Annotated in this window: 15 protein-coding genes; 14 read left to right on the top strand and 1 reads right to left on the bottom strand. The window is 38.0% G+C overall.

The features are described 5' to 3' along the window. The first annotated feature begins 11 nt into the window (after positions 1–11). The 14 genes from FN808_RS16670 to FN808_RS16605 all read left to right on the top strand — a co-directional run bounded on the left by FN808_RS16670 (position 12) and on the right by FN808_RS16605 (position 16,578). Positions 12–461 carry a GNAT family N-acetyltransferase gene (locus tag FN808_RS16670; protein ID WP_142715756.1) on the top strand — a complete coding sequence of 150 codons (450 nt, stop codon included), beginning with the start codon at positions 12–14 and terminating at the stop codon, positions 459–461. Next, complete coding sequence (gene pseI, locus FN808_RS16665) at positions 452–1,486, top strand: pseudaminic acid synthase (protein WP_142715755.1); 1,035 nt, start codon at positions 452–454, stop codon at positions 1,484–1,486. Before FN808_RS16670 ends, pseI begins: the two co-directional genes overlap by 10 nt. A gap of 446 nt (positions 1,487–1,932) precedes the next feature. Next, the gene (locus FN808_RS16660) at positions 1,933–3,204 is read left to right on the top strand and encodes a hypothetical protein (protein WP_142715754.1); all 1,272 of its coding nucleotides are present in this window, start codon (positions 1,933–1,935) and stop codon (positions 3,202–3,204) included. A gap of 186 nt (positions 3,205–3,390) precedes the next feature. After that, the gene (locus tag FN808_RS16655; protein WP_142715753.1) at positions 3,391–4,389 is read left to right on the top strand and encodes a glycosyltransferase family 2 protein; all 999 of its coding nucleotides are present in this window, start codon (positions 3,391–3,393) and stop codon (positions 4,387–4,389) included. Positions 4,390–4,535: 146 nt separating this feature from the next. Further along, a complete protein-coding gene (locus FN808_RS16650; RefSeq protein WP_142715752.1) occupies positions 4,536–5,561 on the top strand; it encodes a sulfotransferase domain-containing protein in 1,026 nt (341 codons plus the stop codon). 309 nt (positions 5,562–5,870) lie between these two features. Beyond that, positions 5,871–6,797 carry a glycosyltransferase family 2 protein gene (locus FN808_RS16645; RefSeq protein WP_142715751.1) on the top strand — a complete coding sequence of 309 codons (927 nt, stop codon included), beginning with the start codon at positions 5,871–5,873 and terminating at the stop codon, positions 6,795–6,797. A 69-nt stretch (positions 6,798–6,866) separates the two neighbouring features. Further along, positions 6,867–8,144 carry an O-antigen polymerase gene (locus FN808_RS16640; protein ID WP_142715750.1) on the top strand — a complete coding sequence of 426 codons (1,278 nt, stop codon included), beginning with the start codon at positions 6,867–6,869 and terminating at the stop codon, positions 8,142–8,144. Positions 8,145–8,170: 26 nt separating this feature from the next. Beyond that, positions 8,171–9,217 carry a glycosyltransferase family 4 protein gene (locus FN808_RS16635; protein WP_142715749.1) on the top strand — a complete coding sequence of 349 codons (1,047 nt, stop codon included), beginning with the start codon at positions 8,171–8,173 and terminating at the stop codon, positions 9,215–9,217. Further along, positions 9,214–9,735 (top strand): acyltransferase, encoded by a 522-nt coding sequence (locus FN808_RS16630; protein ID WP_142715748.1) that lies wholly within the window; start codon positions 9,214–9,216, stop codon positions 9,733–9,735. Before FN808_RS16635 ends, FN808_RS16630 begins: the two co-directional genes overlap by 4 nt. Next, a complete protein-coding gene (locus FN808_RS16625; protein WP_142715747.1) occupies positions 9,725–10,615 on the top strand; it encodes a sulfotransferase family protein in 891 nt (296 codons plus the stop codon). The genes FN808_RS16630 and FN808_RS16625 overlap by 11 nt, the downstream gene beginning before the upstream one ends. A 5-nt stretch (positions 10,616–10,620) precedes the next feature. Continuing rightward, the gene (locus tag FN808_RS16620; protein ID WP_142715746.1) at positions 10,621–11,640 is read left to right on the top strand and encodes a polysaccharide deacetylase family protein; all 1,020 of its coding nucleotides are present in this window, start codon (positions 10,621–10,623) and stop codon (positions 11,638–11,640) included. 190 nt (positions 11,641–11,830) lie between these two features. Beyond that, entirely contained in the window at positions 11,831–12,535 is a 705-nt protein-coding gene (locus FN808_RS16615) for a WecB/TagA/CpsF family glycosyltransferase (RefSeq protein ID WP_142715745.1), read from the top strand. Between the two features lie 16 nt (positions 12,536–12,551). After that, positions 12,552–13,658 (top strand): non-hydrolyzing UDP-N-acetylglucosamine 2-epimerase, encoded by a 1,107-nt coding sequence (wecB, locus tag FN808_RS16610; RefSeq protein WP_142715744.1) that lies wholly within the window; start codon positions 12,552–12,554, stop codon positions 13,656–13,658. Positions 13,659–15,345: 1,687 nt separating this feature from the next. Beyond that, positions 15,346–16,578 carry an MraY family glycosyltransferase gene (locus tag FN808_RS16605; RefSeq protein WP_142715743.1) on the top strand — a complete coding sequence of 411 codons (1,233 nt, stop codon included), beginning with the start codon at positions 15,346–15,348 and terminating at the stop codon, positions 16,576–16,578. Between the two features lie 1,745 nt (positions 16,579–18,323). On the opposite strand, the gene FN808_RS19010 is transcribed toward FN808_RS16605, so the two are convergent. Then, positions 18,324–18,500, bottom strand: coding sequence for a hypothetical protein (locus FN808_RS19010; RefSeq protein ID WP_185958463.1), 177 nt, complete (start codon positions 18,498–18,500; stop codon positions 18,324–18,326). Positions 18,501–18,718 lie beyond the last annotated feature (218 nt).

The following is an 18,718-nucleotide window of genomic DNA, read 5'->3' as shown; positions in this document are numbered from 1 at the left end:
ACTTGCTTTTTATGTACTTAAGGGAAGTTAAAAAAGAAGATATCCAATCAATATATGAGTGGGCAAATGATCCAGTAACAAGAGAACAGTCGTATTCAAATAGTGAAATATCTTTTGAGGAACATAGAAGTTGGTTTAAGAGAAAATTAGAAGATGAGAAGTGTCATTTTTTAATTTTCATTGAAAATAATACCAAGATTGGTATTATTAGATTTGATTTTAAAAATGGCCATTGGATAGTAAGTATTAATATAGCCCCAAATCATAGAGGAAATGGATATGCAGAAGGAATGTTAAGAAATTCATATCATTATTTGAGAGAATATGATGAAAATCCGGTTTATGCATACATAAAGAAGGATAATGTAGCATCAATAAAAGTTTTTGAACGTGCGGGATATAAGCGTGAGAAAGAATTAGTTATTAAAGGAAGTGAAAGTTACCTGTATATATGGAGATAGAGAATTTTAATATTGATAAAAAAGTGTTTATCATTGCTGAACTGTCTGCTAATCATGGGGGAGATAAATCTGTTGCAATAAATTCTATTAAGGCTGCAAAACAAGCTGGTGCAAATGCCATAAAATTGCAAACATATCGTCCTGATACCATTACTATCGATTGTGATAATAAATATTTTAAAATCGATAATGGCAGTATTTGGGATGGAAAAACCCTGTATGAGCTGTATGAGGATGCTTATACACCGTGGGAGTGGCACAAAGAACTGTTTGAGGTAGCACGAGAGGAGGGTTTGGTTTGTTTTTCATCTCCCTTTGACCATAGTGCTGTTGATTTATTAGAGGATTTAGAAGCTCCGGCATACAAAATTGCCTCTTTCGAGATTCAGGACATTCCTCTTATTGAATACGCCGCATCAAAAGGTAAGCCTATAATCATGAGTACGGGTATTGCCGAAAAAGAAGATATTGAACTGGCAGTACGGACATGCCGTGAAGCTGGCAACGATCAAATTATCCTACTAAAATGTACATCTTCATATCCGGCGCCTATAGAGTTAGCAAACCTTAAGACAATGGTAGATATGAAAGAGCGGTTTGAAGTGGAAATTGGACTATCTGATCATACGCTTGGTACTACTGTCCCAATTGTTGCTAAGAGTTTAGGTGCAAAAGTGATTGAGAAACATTTTATTCTTGATAAATCAATAGGTGGACCGGATGCTGATTTTTCTTTAAATCCGGAGGAATTTAAGCAAATGGTTGATTCTGTAAGAAGTGCTGAAAAGGCAATAGGAGAAGTAACCTATGAATTAGATATGAAAGTAAAACCTAATAAAAGATTTGCACGTTCACTTTTTGTAGTCAAAGACATAAAGAAAGGGGATAAATTAACAAAGGAGAATGTCAGATCTATACGTCCAGGATATGGAATGCACCCTAAAAAATTTAATAATATTTTAGGAAAAAAAGTTATTAAAGATATTAAAAGGGGTACGCCTTTGAGTAAAAAAATCATAGCATGATCAATCAAATATACTAGGATTAAAATTCTATATTGCTCTTGGTAATTAAATGAATAAATATCTTTATCATAAGCAATATCATGAATTTGAATATACCGTTACAGAAAAGATATAAATTATATGTTAGGAGCAGAAAAATTGTAATATTGTATGATGAGCTTATTTCAAATGATTTTAAAATCTAAAATAATAATGCTCCATTCATATTAGGTAGTGATCATGTATCATACGATTCCAGAGAGTTTGATCCCAATTCAATTTATTGAAGTGTCAGAAGAAGCTATTAAGATAAATTCTAAAAGGCATGGAAACGTATAATTTCGGAAAGAATATGCTGAATAATTTTCTATTATTCAATATACCTCTCAGGACTACTAATTTTAAAGAAAATATTATTATGCAAATATAGGTATGTATGGAGTTTGAAATGATCAATAACTATTGATATGAACTTTATTGGCATCATAAAAAAAGCAATTCATCTTAATTTAGATGAATTAAATTATGCAAAAAATAATTTCTTAGGATATAAGCATATTGATGCTGATATTATTCCAGTAATTCTATTTTTAATTAAAGAAACTTTTTATAGAATATGGTTAGATAGTAAAGCTATATTTATTAGTAATTCATCAAAAGGAAAGCATATATGTTTTTACGGTACAAAAAATCAATATAATGCTATTTATCCAATTGTTAGTAATATAAATAATGCCGAATTCTGTAGTATTAAGGATAATAAAAATTTACACTTGCATACTGCTCTTGGGTATGTATTATCGTGGTTTTTTTTCCCATTCCTACTAAATAAATACGTTAAGAAATCTAAGGTAGAGGAAAAAACAAGTATTGCATGTTTTATACGTTCTAATTTTACGGTATATGGACTGTTTATCTGGTATTCAATATATTTTTCATATATAAAGCCAAAATCTATTATTGTAGCTAATGATCATCATTTTCATTTCCGGTTATTAAAAGAAGTTTGTAAATATATTGGGATCCCTATTTGTTATATTCAACATGCTTCAGTAACAAAAAATTTTCCAAAATTAGATTTTGATTTGTCTTTTCTAGAAGGAAGAGATGCGTACGATAAATATTCTAAAAAAGGAATAGATTCTGAAGTACATTTAATAGGAATGCCCAAATTTGATAGATACTCTGGGCAAATAAATAATAATATTCAGTTAAAATCATTGGGTGTCGCATTTAACCTTTTAGATGATATAGAGAGGATAAAGAAGTTTCTTAATTCAATTATAAAAGAAACAAACAATATTGAAATTACTTTAAGGCCTCATCCTAGGGATGATCGGATTAATTTCTTTAAAAAAATATGTGATGAAAATAATATTAGGTTCTCTGATGCAGGAGAAGTTAATTCATTTGAATTCTTAGGTATGGTGGATGCTATTATATCGTCCGAATCAAGCATCCATCTTGAAGCAGCTTTAATGAATGTATATCCTATATACTATAGATTCTCTGATGAAATAACGGATTACTATGGTTATATAGAAAATGAATTAGTTACTGATGTATTTGAAAATCATGATCCGTTAATAAAATTTTTAGATCAATTGAAAATTAAGCGACCAACTAATATCAGAGAACGATGTAAATATTATAACTCGACTATAGGTACAAAGCATGATGGTAAATCTGGCAAATTGATCAAAAAAATTTTTGAAGGAAAAAAATTCAATATTAATTAATTTTTTTTCGCTATTACATATTTATTAATAGAGTGTTTGGTAATAGTTTATAAAATATTCACAAAATAAATTATATCTCTTTATTGTTAAATTTATATATTTTAATTAGTCATTTTTATATAGAATATAAAGCTATTTTAAGAGTTAGGCACTCAATAGTAATGTATTACATATTAAAGAATTATAATGTGTGCTATTTCCAGCTTTGAATTCAAGGTATCTATAGTTATCCCAGTCTTTAATGCTGAGAAATTTATAGAAAGAGCCGTAGAAAGCGCCTTATCCCAAGCTGAAACAGCGGAAGTTATTCTTGTTGAGGATGGTTCTGAGGACGATTCATACGAAGTGTGTCAGTCACTTAATGAAAATTATGAAAGAGTACAACTTTATATCCATAATGGCCATATAAATAAAGGGGCTGGGGCGACACGCAATCTTGGAATCCAAAAAGCTTGTTTTGATTATATAGCTTTTCTTGACGCCGACGACTTCTATCTTGAGAATAGGTTTAAAGAGGCTAAGAAGGTGTTGCAGTCCACTGCCGATGCTGATGGCGTGTATGAAGCCATCGGTGTTCATTTTGAGAGTTCCTCGGAAAAAAAGATCTGGATTAATAAAAAAAATAAAAGGTTAATCACAACAATTGAAGATGGTATTGATCCTGATGAGTTATTTTGGGAACAATCACCAATTGGATCAAAGGGATATACGTCTTTAGATGGCCTGACCATTAAAAAAGAATCCTTAAAAAAGGTTGGTGTGTTTAATCCTTCGTTAAGATTACATCAAGATACAGAGTTATTTATGAAACTGGCAATGGCCTGTAATTTATATCCAGGGCAGGTTAATAAGCCAGTGGCTATGAGAGGGGTTCATTCTGACAATCGAATAACCAAGACGCGGCCAGTCGAAGATTCAATTACAAATTATAAAAAAATGCTGAACTCGGCATATGAATGGGCTTTAGCGAACGGATATACTAAAGAGGCTGAGAGCTTGAAATACTTAATAAAATATAGTCGTATACATAGGACAAGTGCGATAAACTATAATAGGTCGCTCGTAAATTTAAAGCAGTATCTGAAAACCCTTAGAGAAACTCCGACCATTGCTTTGGAGGGTTCTTTTTACATAAATTTGTTAAAATTTTTGCTTAAGTATGTATGGATAAATGTTAGAAAGTAATCCTTTTCACTTGGGAGTGTTTTATATGCATTCTTAAAGCTTAACCTCTTTTATGCAATGGAAGATGCACATAATATTTATCTGATCTTTTATTGTTTTAAACGTCATGACTTTTATACCAATTATGAAGACAATCGTATCCTGTAATGCTTAAGAGAATCAATTACCGAAATTTAGTTGAAACACTGGAAAAGTTTTATTTAAAAAAAACTATTCAGAAGATAGTCGATTCCCTTCATGTCCACCGGCAATCCAACGATTCAAATATATTAATTTATTCTACTCCCCGCAGTGGATCAACACTGCTTATGGACGTAATTGCATTAAATCCAAAAATTAAAGCAATCGATGAACCTCTGCATAGAAGAGGAAAGAAGAAAAATCTCTCAAAACATATTGAAAATGTAAGATGGCGGTATATTAGTCTTATTCCTCAGGAAAAGAAAGGCCTCAAGGACTATTTTAACTATTTATTAGAAGAGAGAATGAGCAATTATCCTGTTACTTCTAAGCAGCATCATTGGTTTACAGAACGTAGTGTGATAAAATGCCTGAGAATGCCTGGGCAAGAACAATGGTTGATGGATAATTTTGATTTTAAAACTATTTACTTGATACGGCATCCTATCCCGGCCTCATTGTCGCGTATTCGTAACGGATGGAATGTAAGCAGGAGGGAAACACTGTTTCAGGATTTTTTTAATTCAAAGTATTATCGGAACAATGTTTTTACTAAAGAAGTAGAGTCTTATGTAAAAGATAAAATTAGGACTGGATCAGATTTGGATCTTCAGGTTATTCAATGGTGTCTGGAAAACATTAGGACTCTTAAAAATTTAGAGCAGTTTGATAACTTGATATTACTTACGTACGAAGAGTTAACATTAAAAAGCGATGAGGTGATTGATTTTTTATCAGATTATTTGAATCTGCCGGAAGTGGACGCAATGAAAAGGTTAATAGATAAACCGTCGAATTCTTCAGCATATAGTTTATCAGATACTAAAGAAGCTATTCAACAGCATGAAAAAAAATACTTGGTAGAAAAATGGAAGAATGAAGTTACTACAGAGCAAGAAGAGTCTGTTACAGAAATATTGAACGTATTCGGTATTGAAATGTATGATGGAGAAAATATCTATCCAGCGTCTCGGTATCAGCGGTTCATTTAGTTAATACTGATTTAGGGATAAAACTTCGTATATAGATAGTTGCAATGAGAATATCAATTTTAAACCCTTCGCAATATTTTCCCTCAGTCACTGTGTGGTATTCCAAAAGAGCCAAATCCCAGCTCAGTCTCTAAAACCTTATGGTGCATTTCTTTTTTGGGGTCACCCAAAAAAGCTCTATGTGGACCTTATAAATAGACGTTATCCTAGAAAGGGTTATTTTAGTGACTCTCAATATTAATCTTTATTATGGCGCATTTATATCATTAACCTTTTTTAAATGAGTTTGGACGTTAAAGAATTATCCTGATGGATTTATCAATTATTGTTATTGGAAGAAATGAAGCTGAGCATCTTTTAAGATGTTTGAGATCAGTTCAAAGTATTCAAACAAAAGAAGAAGTATCATCTTTTGAAGTTATATATATTGACTCAGATTCAGATGATAACAGTATTGAAATTGCCAGGCAGGAAGGGATAGATAAAATCATTAGGATAACAAATTTTTTTAATGCTGCTGTTGCGAGAAATATTGGGGCCCAACATGCGCGATTTGGTTCCCTGATATTTTTAGACGGGGACATGGTTTTAAACAAAATTAATATGCATCAAATACAGCAATATTTAGAAGATGAGAATTCTATTGTAAGAGCTGAGATGAAAGAAAACATTATAAGAGACGGAAGAGTTGTTAAATCTTATAAAAGAGACTATCCCAAACATCTTTCGGGAGGGGCATTCATTATGAAAAAAGCAGCTTATGAGAAAATCGGTGGTATGGATAATCGATTTAAGAAGGGGCAGGATTATGATTTTTTTATTCGGGCCTATGAGTTAGGCTATGAAATGATCGTTTCTAATTCATTTAGTTGTTCACATGATACACGGGGATATAGAGCGAAATCAAACCTGATGAACATACCATTTCGAGCAGGTATATACAGGGGGCTTTTATTTAGAAAAAACTTGTGTTCAAAAATAACATTAAGATTAATGCTTTATGAATATTACCCTGTTTTGGCCTTTTTGACAGGTATATGCCTATTTTTTCTTTTTCAAAATTTGAATCTATTATATGGTACTATTGGTACACTATTTATTTTGACTATCTATAAGATAAGAAAGGAGGGAGGAGTTAGGTTATTTGTTACAGAGATTTTTAATCAGTTCATGATGGTTATTTCCTTTTTTTCATTTGTACCTAAAAAGAAAGAAACTTCGGTAGAAATTATATGAGAATCCAATAATGGCAAGGTTACCATAAATGGTTTATCCATACACTAATATGAGTAGTAAAGTAACTATATGTCATCCAGAATATTAATTTATTCCTATGTCTTTATATTGGTGCTTATCATCAATGAAACGGTGTTATTTGGTGGTGGTACGGTATTAGATGAGGTTTTACTGTTATTCTCTTTTCTTTTGTTAGTATTCTATTCAGTCAGGGATGGCATTGTATTTGGTAAATCTCGCAAGGCCTATATTGTAATACTATTATTCTTTGCCTATTCTGTTTTTTTATTCTTATGGTCGCCCTATTCTGCTTCTTTTTCCTATATGTTTGCACAGACGGCAATAGTATTAAAGCCCTTTATATTAATGGTAATCATCTTAAGGCTGTTTAATCCTATTGATCGTAAATTGATAAGCCTGTCTAAGATCATAAAAGTTCAAATTTATTTTGTCTTATTTTGTGTGATCTTAAACATTATATTTCGTTCAAGTTGGAATGAAATTTTGGGTGTCAGAGAAAATTATCGATATGGATTGCTTCAGCTTATAGGAATATTTAATGGGCCCGGGAATCTTGGTGATTTTCTTATCATGTTGGTTATAGTATTCATTGGAAGTCGTGATTATAGGTCAAACCATGAATGGCTGATAGCAAATGTAAAAAAAATACTCAAATTTTTTTCATTAGCTTTGCTATTGGTTTTAATCTTCGTTGGTGTAAGGAAACCTATTTTTATGACGATTCCATTAATTTATTATCTGTACAAGTATGGGATATTCAGAAACCAAAAAAAATATGTTATTCAATTTGGATTGGCTTTTGTTATTCTCGGAGTTATCATTGGGACAAATACCAATATTATTGGCTTGACAACAAGTAACTTATCGAACTTCTCAAATAGTGAGAGCAGTTATATACGTGGTTTAATGTTTTTCCACGGAGTAAGTTTATTTATAACACATTTCCCTTTTGGTGTTTCTGCAGCGACATTTGGTTCTAATTTATCTGTAATTAATACTATGTCCGTATATGAAGCCACTGATCTTGCATCGACTAAGTACCTTAGTGGTGAAGATGCATTTGGAATATTTGATTCTGGCTTTGCATCATTTCTCGCGGAATTTGGTTTTATAGGGATTTTAATCTACTGTCTTTTTCTTAAGTACTTTTTTAAAATGCTTGATGATGAGTATCAGGTTTCACTTCAGGTTAAGATGTTAACAATCTATATTCTTATTGCATCCATCTTTAGTCCGGGAGTGTTTAACGGTATAACATCAGCTATCTATTGTTTGTTCTTAGTATACCGCAGGAATGAAGAAATCCCTAAGTGGAAAAATAAATAAAAGTATTTAAATACTTCTCATCATTGATGCCTCCTTTGAAAGTTTTAGTTATTACTAATGCCTATCCATCAGAAGAAAAAAAGTATGCTGGGATCTTTGTTAAAAACCAAGTAGAATGGCTTCAACATAATTCGGATTTTATCATTCAGGTTTTTGCTCTTAAAAGATCCTTTACGGGTCTTTTAGGATCTATAAAAAAATACATAATGTGTTACCTACGCTTCTTAAAACAAGTCAGGAAGCATTATGATATTTTACATCTTCATTTCTTGTCCCCACTTATAATACTGCCTTTTGTATACAAAATTTTTCATCCTTCGGCGAAGGTATTTTTAACAATGCACGGAAGTGATATTAATAATTTGGAAAACAAGTTGTTGATACGCCTGTATAGAAAATTAATATCGTGTGTTGATGAAATTATCTGTGTTGGAAGATCTATGGAAGAAAGTGTAAACAATAAATTGCATAGGGAAGTGAATTACTTTTTGTGTGCGGGCATTAATACGGATGCGATTTATTCACTCCACAAACCATATGATGAACGAGATATTGATTTTTTATATGTAGGATCATTTTACAAAGTGAAGGGGACGGATAAACTTATAGAGGCATTTAAAATGGTAAATCATGATAAGATGAAGATTGTGTTTATTGGTAGTGGCCATTTTCAAGACGAGATCGGTGAGTTAAGAAGGGAAAGAAACCTGTCAGTACAAGATGATCTTACCCAGGATGAGATCAATGAATATTATAACCGAAGCAAGTTTTTTATCTTTCCTTCAAGAAGTGAAGGGTTTGGCCTTTCTCTTGCGGAGGCAATGTATTGTGGAACACCAGGCATTATTTCAAACTTAAAGCAACTGAAACATCAGGTAACTGATGGCTATAATGGATATGTTTGCAAGCAAACAACGACTTCTGAATTAGCGAAAATAATTGTAAAAGCACTGGAAATGGAATCAGATGTTTGGAAGCTAATGAGCAGAAATGCTATGAAAGAGGCACAGAAATACAGTATCGACAGTGTAGGAAAAACATTAAAAAAAATGTATGAAAGAGTAGGCAGATGAGTTTTTGGCGGAAACTATACTTTGCAGTATATCTCCTTTTCTTTAAAAATACGGCTGAAGATTATCGCCCATATGCTCTTTTTTTTCCAGCAATACGACGTTTTCTGGTTACCAATTATTTAAAGAAATGTGGGGTAAATCTACGCGTCAAGAGTGGATCAGAAATTTCCCCGAAATCGGAAGTAGGTCACGATTCTGAACTTGGTACGCGATGCATGATTCAGTCGCACTGTTCGATCGGTTCCAATGTAATCATGGGACCCGACATTAAAATTTATTCTCGCAATCATCAATACAGCCAATTAGATACTCCTATCCAATATCAGGGGAAAAAACAGTACCGGACCAAAGTGGGTGATGATGTATGGATAGGGGCCAATGTGATTATTCTTGCCGGAGTTGAAGTGGGTAATCACGTAATTATAGCGGCAGGAGCTGTTGTCACAAAGGATGTACCGGACTATGCCATCGTAGGAGGTAATCCGGCGAAAGTTATTAGCTATCGCAATGAAAAGTAGTAAAATACTTTATATTCTTGGGGCCGGTAGGAGCGGATCTACAATACTTGCAACAGTTTTAAATGATAATGCCAATATACGGCATGTGGGTGAATTGCATCACTTTTTTTCTTATGTGGATAATGATGATTTTTGTTCTTGTGGGTTAAGACTGAGCCAGTGTGAATATTGGAGCCGGGTTCTGAATGCTCTTTCAAACGGAATCAAAGATAAGCCGGGAGAAATTGCAAGCTTATGTGACGGAATGGAATATCACACGGTAATACCGCATCATATCTTGGGTCTGAAAAAAGGAGATACGTTTAAAAAATATCAGGAAGCTCAGGAGTATCTTATTAATTCAATACGGAATGTTGACAACCACCAATATTTGCTGGATTCTGCAAAGTATATTGGTCGATTTCTGGCTCTGCGTAGAATCTATGGAAATGATGTTAAAGGAATCTATTTAGTTCGGGATGTAAGAGGGGTAATTCGGTCATTTCAAAAAAAAGTCCAAACGCAGAGCCCTCCTTTTCGAACCTTGATATACTATATACTTATAAATTTTTGGGCCCAGATCCTTTACTTTGCACTTCCCGGAGAACAAATAATAAAAGTACGGTATGAAGATATTGTAGATAATCCAGTGGCTACATTAGACCGGATAGGAGATTTCCTGGATTTGGATTTATCTGATTCAATTATAAAAATAAGAAATAAACAGCCCTTCGAAATTCCGCATATCGTAGGAGGGAACAGGCTTAAGAAATCCAAAGAGGTCATTTTGCAAAAAGACAGGGACTGGCTTGAAAATATGACAACAGTTCAAAAAGTGTGCTATTATTTCTTCACACTTCCTCTGATGCTCATTAATAAATATGAAATCCTTAAAAAATAGTTCAAATGGAAATAGTTCTTACCCTCGACTATGAACTTTATTTTGGTGAGCAAACGGGAACAGTGTCAGAATCAATAATAGAAGCTACAAACAAATTACTTGCAGTGTTAGACTGCTTCGGGGTAAAAGCCGTGTTTTTTGTTGATGTAGGGTTTGTAAAAAGGCTGGAATATTTTAAAGAGGATCATAGTAAACTGGAAGAAGACTATATGATGGTCAAAAGTCAGATTGAATCGCTATCGCAGGAAGGCCATGATATTCAGCTTCATATCCACCCTCATTGGGAAGACAGTATGTACCGGGAGGGAAAATGGCATATTAATGCCCAGAGATATCGTTTGGATGACTGGCCTCAAAAAAAAGTGAATGAAATTGTTACCGGCTACGCAAATTATCTGAAGAAGTTCGCAATTAAAAATGAGGTATTTGCCTATCGAGCAGGTGGGTGGTGCATCCAGCCATTTGACAAGATTGGGAAAGCCCTCCGGAAGAATAACATATGGTTGGATAGTACGGTCTTTAAAGGGGGATACAATGAAACAAAGACCCATTACTTTGATTTTAGGAATGCCCCTCAAGAAAGCACGTGGAATTTTGAGACGGATCCACTTGCAATAGATTCTGAGGGCTCTTTTTTGGAAATACCTATCTCTTCTTATAAAGTTTCTCCTGCTTTTTTTTGGAAGCTTGCATTTACAAAAATCACAAAAAAAAGGAAGCATAATACATTAGGAGATGGCGTGCCTCTGGCTGCATCAAAGACATGGATAATTAAGAAACTGCTGTTCCCATCCTATTCAGTAGCAAGTATGGATGGCTATAAAGCGTCTCTTTTGCAAAGAATATTCAGGAATAAGCAAAGAGATAATTCGGATGGTTTTTTTGTTGTGATTGGTCATCCCAAAGCATTGTCTGAGTATTCTCTGGCTGAGCTAAGAAAATTCATAGAGCAGGCGAGCTCTGTTCACAAATTCAGAACGTTTTCAAATCTTTTAGAAGAGGGTAAAATTACTGCCGCACAATAAATTAAAGGCATTAAATAACCTTATATAATTTGTTAGATTATAATGACCTTCTATATAATATGTATTATCAGCTGTTAATTTTCTCTCACTTTGTTAGAAACTTTATAAAAAATGAAGTGTTAAATATAGAAGTACGATAAATTTTTTTGGTATATTTAAAGTTTCAATTAATTAGTGATTCAATGAATAGATGAAACTTCAGACAACGTACCTGAATAATTATAAAATTTATCCTTTTGAGAATCGGGATCAGTTTCTTGACTATTTGAATAAAGGAAATTCAAAAAATATCCTCGTTGCCCTTAATGCTGAAAAATTGGTGAAACAGGATCCTCAGCTGAGAAAATTGGTCAATCAGAATATTGGGTATCCTGATGGAATAGGGCCAGTTTTAGCATTAACCCGAAAGAACTATGACACAGAAAAAATACCAGGTTCTGAATTTTGGCTGGATGTTATTAAGCGTTTCTACAAAAAGAAAACATTTTATCTGATAGGATCTAAGCAGCATGTGATAGAAACAACTGTTGCTAATTTGGAAGAAGATTTTCCAGGTATACAGATCATAAACTATCGAAATGGATACATGAATACTGGCCAGGAAAAAAAAGTCATAAAAGATATTGTAGAAAAAAAGCCGGATGTGGTTTTTGTAGCTATGGGAAGTCCTAAACAGGAATTTTTAATGCAACGAATGCAACAAAAGCATAAAGCATTATATATGGGGTTGGGAGGGAGCTTTGACATTTATTCTGGTGAGAAAGAACGTGCACCCAAGCTTATGCGAAAAATGGGTTTAGAGTGGTCCTACCGATTATTCAAGGAACCCAAAAGAATATTTAGGCAGACCAGCCTTATGACATTTGCCTATATGCTTTTAACAAACAAATTGTAGATAATTACGATAAATAATGAAAATCATCAACGTGGCCAGTGCCCGGCCGAATTTTATGAAAGTGGCGCCGTTACTCGAGGAGTATAACAATCACCCGGAGATTGAAGCGCAGCTGCTGCATACCGGCCAGCACTACGACTACGAGATGTCGAAGATCTTCTTTGATGAGCTGGGCATTCCGGCCCCAGACCATCACCTGGGGGTGGGCAGCGGCAGTCATGCAGAGCAGACGGCCAAGGTAATGACCGCTTTTGAACAAGTGCTCGAGGCCGAGCAGCCCGACTGGGTGGTGGTCGTGGGGGATGTGAATCCAACCATGGCTTGCACAATCGTGGCCAACAAGCTGGGCATCAAGGTGGCCCACGTGGAAGCGGGCCTGCGCAGCTACGACCGCGGGATGCCCGAGGAGATCAACCGGGTGCTCACCGACAGCATCGCCGACCTGCTGCTTACGCCCTCCATCGACGGCAATATGAACCTCATGAAAGAGGGGGTTGCCGAGGAGAAGGTCCGGTTTGTGGGCAACATCATGATCGATACGCTTTTCAGCATGCGGGAGCGGTCCCATGAGTCGACTATATTGGCAGATCTGGGCATTGACGAGCAGGACTATATCCTGGTGACTCTCCACCGCCCGTCAAATGTGGACCAGCAGGAGACCCTTCAGCATTTCGTGGAGATTCTGGAGCAGACGGCCGCCAGGGTCCCGATGATCTGGCCGGTGCACCCGCGTTCGAAAAACAGGGCCGAGCAGTTCGGCCTCTGGAAGCGGCTGGAACAGATTGAGCAGCTGCACCTGCTGGAGCCGGTCGGCTACCTCGACAACGTGAAGCTGATGAATAATGCCCGCCTGGTGCTTACCGACTCCGGCGGCATGCAGGAGGAAACCACAGCCCTGGGGGTCTCCTGCCTGACCGCCCGCCCGAACACCGAACGTCCCATTACCATAACTGAAGGGACCAATACCTTGGTGGGTACGGACCCCGAAATGATTTTGGATCATATCAATAAGCATTTACAAAACGGGGTAGCCGGTCATGAAGACTTGCCGAAGCCGTTGTATTGGGATGGAAATACCGCCCGTCGGATCGTACAAGCGATAAAGGAAAAGCATGAAGGTTAACGTGTTACCTTCAACGTCTTAAGTCTGGCAATACGTAATGAGGCTATCCCAAAGGTCATAACAATAGTTAAATATTCAAGCTATTAAGATTTAGATAAGGATAGAAGATCAATCCTCCGAAATGCAGTGGAGCGAGAAATCTTCTACTGTGCGGGCATTTTATCTTGAGAACAAAATGTTGTGAATCTAATTTCCCCCAAACAGCCGGCCTTGGCTGGTGAGGCGTGGAAATAGTTGTTCCTTTTTTGAATGAGCAAAAAAGGAACCAAAAAAACTCACCGGCTGAGAAAGCTTCGGCGCCCCGCCGCGGCTCCCGTCGCTAAAATCATTTAACTATATGTTGTTGATGTGTAGCCCCAAAAGGTTTTATAGTCCATTTTTTGTCACCAAAAAATAGACGAAAAAAGTGTTGGGGAAGAGCAAGATGTTGTGATGGCTAAAACTTTTCGGTCAGGGATTGCTCTTCCACATCAGTATTTAGGCTCAATAGTTTTTCCCGGCTCTTCCCCAAACCCCTGATACTCCTTATTAAAAACGATAAAGCCCACTTGGGAAAATCTTTGTTTTGGTTAAAGATTGAACAGTAAGCGTTCATCGAAGAGGAGCTATTGTAGGCTGTATATAGAAGATGAAAGAATAAACTTTGGATCAGAGCTTCCCCAAACAGCCGGCCTTAGCTGGTGAGGCGTGGAAAGGGAGCGGGAGCTGCGATAACGAAATAAATGGGGAAGCTTACAGATTGAAGTTACAGAAAAAACAACATCTTCATTTATTTCCGCAGCGAACGATCCCGTGCGCCGAAGCAGTTTCGCCGGTGGTTTTTACGCACCTTTTGACCACTCAAAAGGTGCTATATAAAAAGGAATTAATTTAGATTTTAGGAAGAGGCAACAGGTAATGTATCAACTGATGCATTCTACATACGACCACATGCATGTTATATTAAGGTCATTTTCGGGCCTTGGAAAAAAGCCTTTTACAATTCGAGCAGTTAGCCTTGAGAATAGAAGATCTCTCGCCAGGGCTCGAGATGACTGAATGGAGTAAGTAAAGGAACAGTAATCCTTTATAAGGCTACCTGCCTCAATCCAGCATCCTCCTCATTTTGAACAAAACACCCTGGAGTGAGAAATCTTCTACTGTGCGGGCATTCTGTCTTGAGAACAAAATGTGTTGAATCCAACTTCCCCTAAACAGCCGGCCTCAGCTGGTGAGGTGTGAAAAGGGAGCGGGAGCTGCGAAGAAGAAATAAATGGGGAAAGTGGTGGTAAAGGCGGTCAGCGGGCCAGAGCAAGAGGTGGGTTGAAGTTACAGAAAAACAACATCTTCATTTATTTCCGCAGCGAGCGATCCCGTGCGCCGAAGCAGTATCGCCGGTGGTTTTTACGCACCTTTTGACCACTCAAAAGGTGCTATATAAAAAGGAATTAGCTTACATTAGAAGAAAGGGCCCAGGAAATTTATGAGCTATCTGATACCATCTAGTTATTCCCCAAAAAGATAGAAAATAGTGCTATCCCGAAGAAAGAAGAGCAAAAAACCGGAACTTTTTAGCGCACATGGGAGTACAAAAAAAAGGGGCATTGGGACGCACCCATGTTAAAATTGTAACATAAATCTAAATATGTTATCTTGACCCCACCAATGGCGAGATGAGGCGTATTATGGAGTAAATAATCGGGTATTTATGGAATTTTTGTTACAAGACAGGATAGTGGCGGGAGGGATTATCGCATTTGCCTACCTGATTTCATTTTTTTCAATACCCGTGATTATCGGGGCGGCCAAACGCCGAAATCTTTTTGATCATCCCGATTATAATCGCAAGATCCATTCGGAATCCATCCCCACGCTGGGAGGTATTGCTATCTTTTTGGCTTTTTTGCTGAGCTTTTCCGTGAGCCCCTGGTCCGATAACTTTACCGGCTTTTCCTACCTGGTGGCGGCCCTGCTTATCCTCTTTTTTATAGGCCTGAAGGATGATTTGATTACCCTCTCTGCCGAGTTTAAGCTGGCGGGACAAATATCGGCCATTGGGCTGGTCATGTATGGAAGCAATATCCTGATCACCGATTTTCATGGTGTATTTGGTTTGGCTGATATTTCGCTGTGGGTGGGGCTGCCGGTTACGCTCTTCACCGTCATCGTGGTGATCAATGCCGTAAACCTTATTGATGGTATCGACGGTTTGGCTGGCGGCATCGGGACCATTGCCTCCCTGTTTTTCGGCATCGGCTTCTTTTATGCCGGACAGTGGCCGATGGCTATATTTTCGTTCTGCCTGGCCGGGGCCTTGCTGGGATTCCTGAAATACAATTTCAGTCCCGCTTCGATCTTCATGGGCGATACCGGTTCCATGATTCTCGGTTTTCTGCTTTCCGTAGAGGCCATTGCTTTCCTGCGTCAGGGTGGGTCTGCAGCCTTTTCCCAATTATTCGGGAATGCCACCCCGGTGCTGACGGTGGCCATCCTGGCCTTTCCGCTCTTTGATACGCTGCGGGTGGTGGTCAAACGATGCCGCCGCGGCAAGTCCATATTTATGCCCGGGCAGGACCATGTCCATCATGAATTCCTTCGCATGGGGTTCACGCATAAGTCAGCGTCCATAGCCCTTTATCTGACAAGCATCTTCCTGGTAACGCTGACCTTCCTGCTTTCACAGACCGGCATGGATGTCAATGCCCAGCTGGGTACGGTTGTAGCCACCTGTTTGATTATCTATCCCACCAACGGCATCAAGCGGAAGCTGTTCACTAAAATTTTCGGCTACAAGTGGCAGCGCTGGTACAGCTATAAGTGGGGCGTGCAATTCGATCAGGAAAAAATTGATCCCCTGAGCACCCTTACCAATGAACCCGAATCCAAGATCTACAACCTGTCGGATCAGGAGACGGAAGAAAAAGAGAAGGTCGCGGTATAGGGATAGGGTGAGGTTCCTGTTGCCTTATTTTGAAATAATGCTTTATTCTTGTCCATTTTTTATCGCTAAACCCCGTACAAGCCGGGGCCAGCAAGCTGGAGCGAAAAAAGCGTTGGGGAAGAGCAAGATGTTGTGATGGCTAAAACCTTTCCCTCAGGGATTGCTCTTCCACTTTAGTAGTTGAACTAAATAATGTTTCCCGGCTCTTCCCCAAACCCCTGATTATTTCTTACTATCATAGGTTGCACATTAAATGGTTTAAAAATAACCATTGGATCAAAAGCTTCCCCAAACAGCCGGCCTTAGCTGGTGAGGCGTGGAAAGGGAGAGGGAGCTGCGAAGAAGAAATAAATGGGGAAAGTGGTGGTAAAGGCGGTTAGCGGGCCAGAGCAACAAGTGGGTTGAAGCTGCAGAAAAACCAACATCTACATTTATTTCCGCAGCGAGCGATCCCGGACGCCGAAGCTGTTTCGCCGGTGGTTTTTACGCACCTTTTGACCACTCAAAAGGTGCCACTTAGAAAAGAATTAACTTATATCCGAAGAGAAGGCAACAGGTAACTTATTTGCTGTCCATTTTTTGTCACCAAACCCCGTACAAGCCGGGGCCAGCAAGCTGGGCCGAAAAAAGTGTTGTGGAAGAGCAAGATATTGTGATGGTTAAAGTTTTTCGGGCAGGAATAGCTCTTCCACATGAGTACTTGTGCTCAATAGGTTTTCCCGGCTCTTCCCCAAACCCCTGTTTACTCCTTATTAAAAACGATAAAGCCCACTTGGGAAAATCTTTGCTTTGGTTAAAGATTGAACGGTAAGCTTTCATGGAAGGGGAGCTTTTGCAGGATGTACATAGCAGATTAAAGAATAAACATTGGACCAAAGTTCCCCCCAAACAGCCGGCCTTGGCTGGTGAGGTGTGAAAAGGGAGCGGGAGCTGCGAAGAAGAAATAAATGGGGAAAGCGGGGGTAAAGGCAGTGAGTGATCCAGAGCAAGAAGTATGTTGGGACTATAGGAAAAATAACATCTTCATTTATTTCCGCAGCGAGCGATCCCGGACGCCGAGGCTGCTTTGCCGGTGGTTTTTGCTCCACTTTTGGCCATCCAAAAGTGGTATGTAAAAAAATTGGTTAATACTATAGGAGGGGGCAACTGGAAATTTATTAGCGAACTGTAGTCGTTTGTTCTTCTCGCCTAAAGGTGGAATTAATTTTATAAAGATCTCCTGAAATAAAATAGACTTCTGATACATTCCATCGCCTTTGACCACTCAAAAGGTGCTATATAAAAAGAATTAATTTAGATTTTAGGAAGAGGCAACGGGTAATGCATCAATTGATGCATTCTACATATGGCCATATGCATGTTATATTAAGATCATTTTCGGGCCTTGGAAAGAAAGCCTTCTACAATTCGAGCAATTAGCCTTGAGAATAGAAGATCTCTCGCCAGGGCTCGAGATGACTAATTGGAGAGGTATGAAGGAATGATTGCCATATTCCATCCAATATCACTTCTAATGTTAAAGGAGAGAATCTCCTGAAATAAATTAGGATCAATCCTCCTGTCCTCCTTCTCCAAGGAGGAACTCTTGGAGAAGAGGGATTTAGGGAGATTGATATACCGTACGTATTTAGGTGTCCATTCTCCTATTTGGGCTTTACAGGCAGGGGATTAATATGGGATGCTGGATGCCAGATTGTGGGTCCGCCAGCATAAGGTTACAGTACAAATTCCCCCAACAGCCGGCCTTAGCTGGTGAGGCGTGGAATGAGTTGTTCCTTTTTTGAATGAGCAAAAAAGGAACCAAAAAAACTCACCGGCTGAGAAAGCTTCGGCGCCCCGCCGCGGCTCCCGTCGCTAAAATCATTTAACTCCTCCCGCTGGTCGTCATACAGGAAATGATTTTTATCGCTCCCGATCGCCACGACGAAACGGGCCTCTCACCTTTCGTTAGGCCGGAGGATTCTTCTTTCTTAATGAGGGTTACAAAACCCACCGGAAGAATTTCTGTTTGACGAGGGGCTGGCGCCAGGTCTTTATCAGCGTTGATACAGTCATCAGCACCGAGGAGTTAAATTCTTCTTGAGTTTTTCATAGCCTTTTGGGTCAAGCCAAAAGGCGGTCCCACTTCAGCCGGTGGTTT

The sequence above is a fragment of the Fodinibius sediminis genome (genome assembly GCF_900182555.1).
Taxonomy (GTDB): domain Bacteria; phylum Bacteroidota; class Rhodothermia; order Balneolales; family Balneolaceae; genus Fodinibius; species Fodinibius sediminis.
Note: the sequence above shows the minus strand (reverse complement) of the source record. Positions and strands in the feature narration are given on the sequence as shown.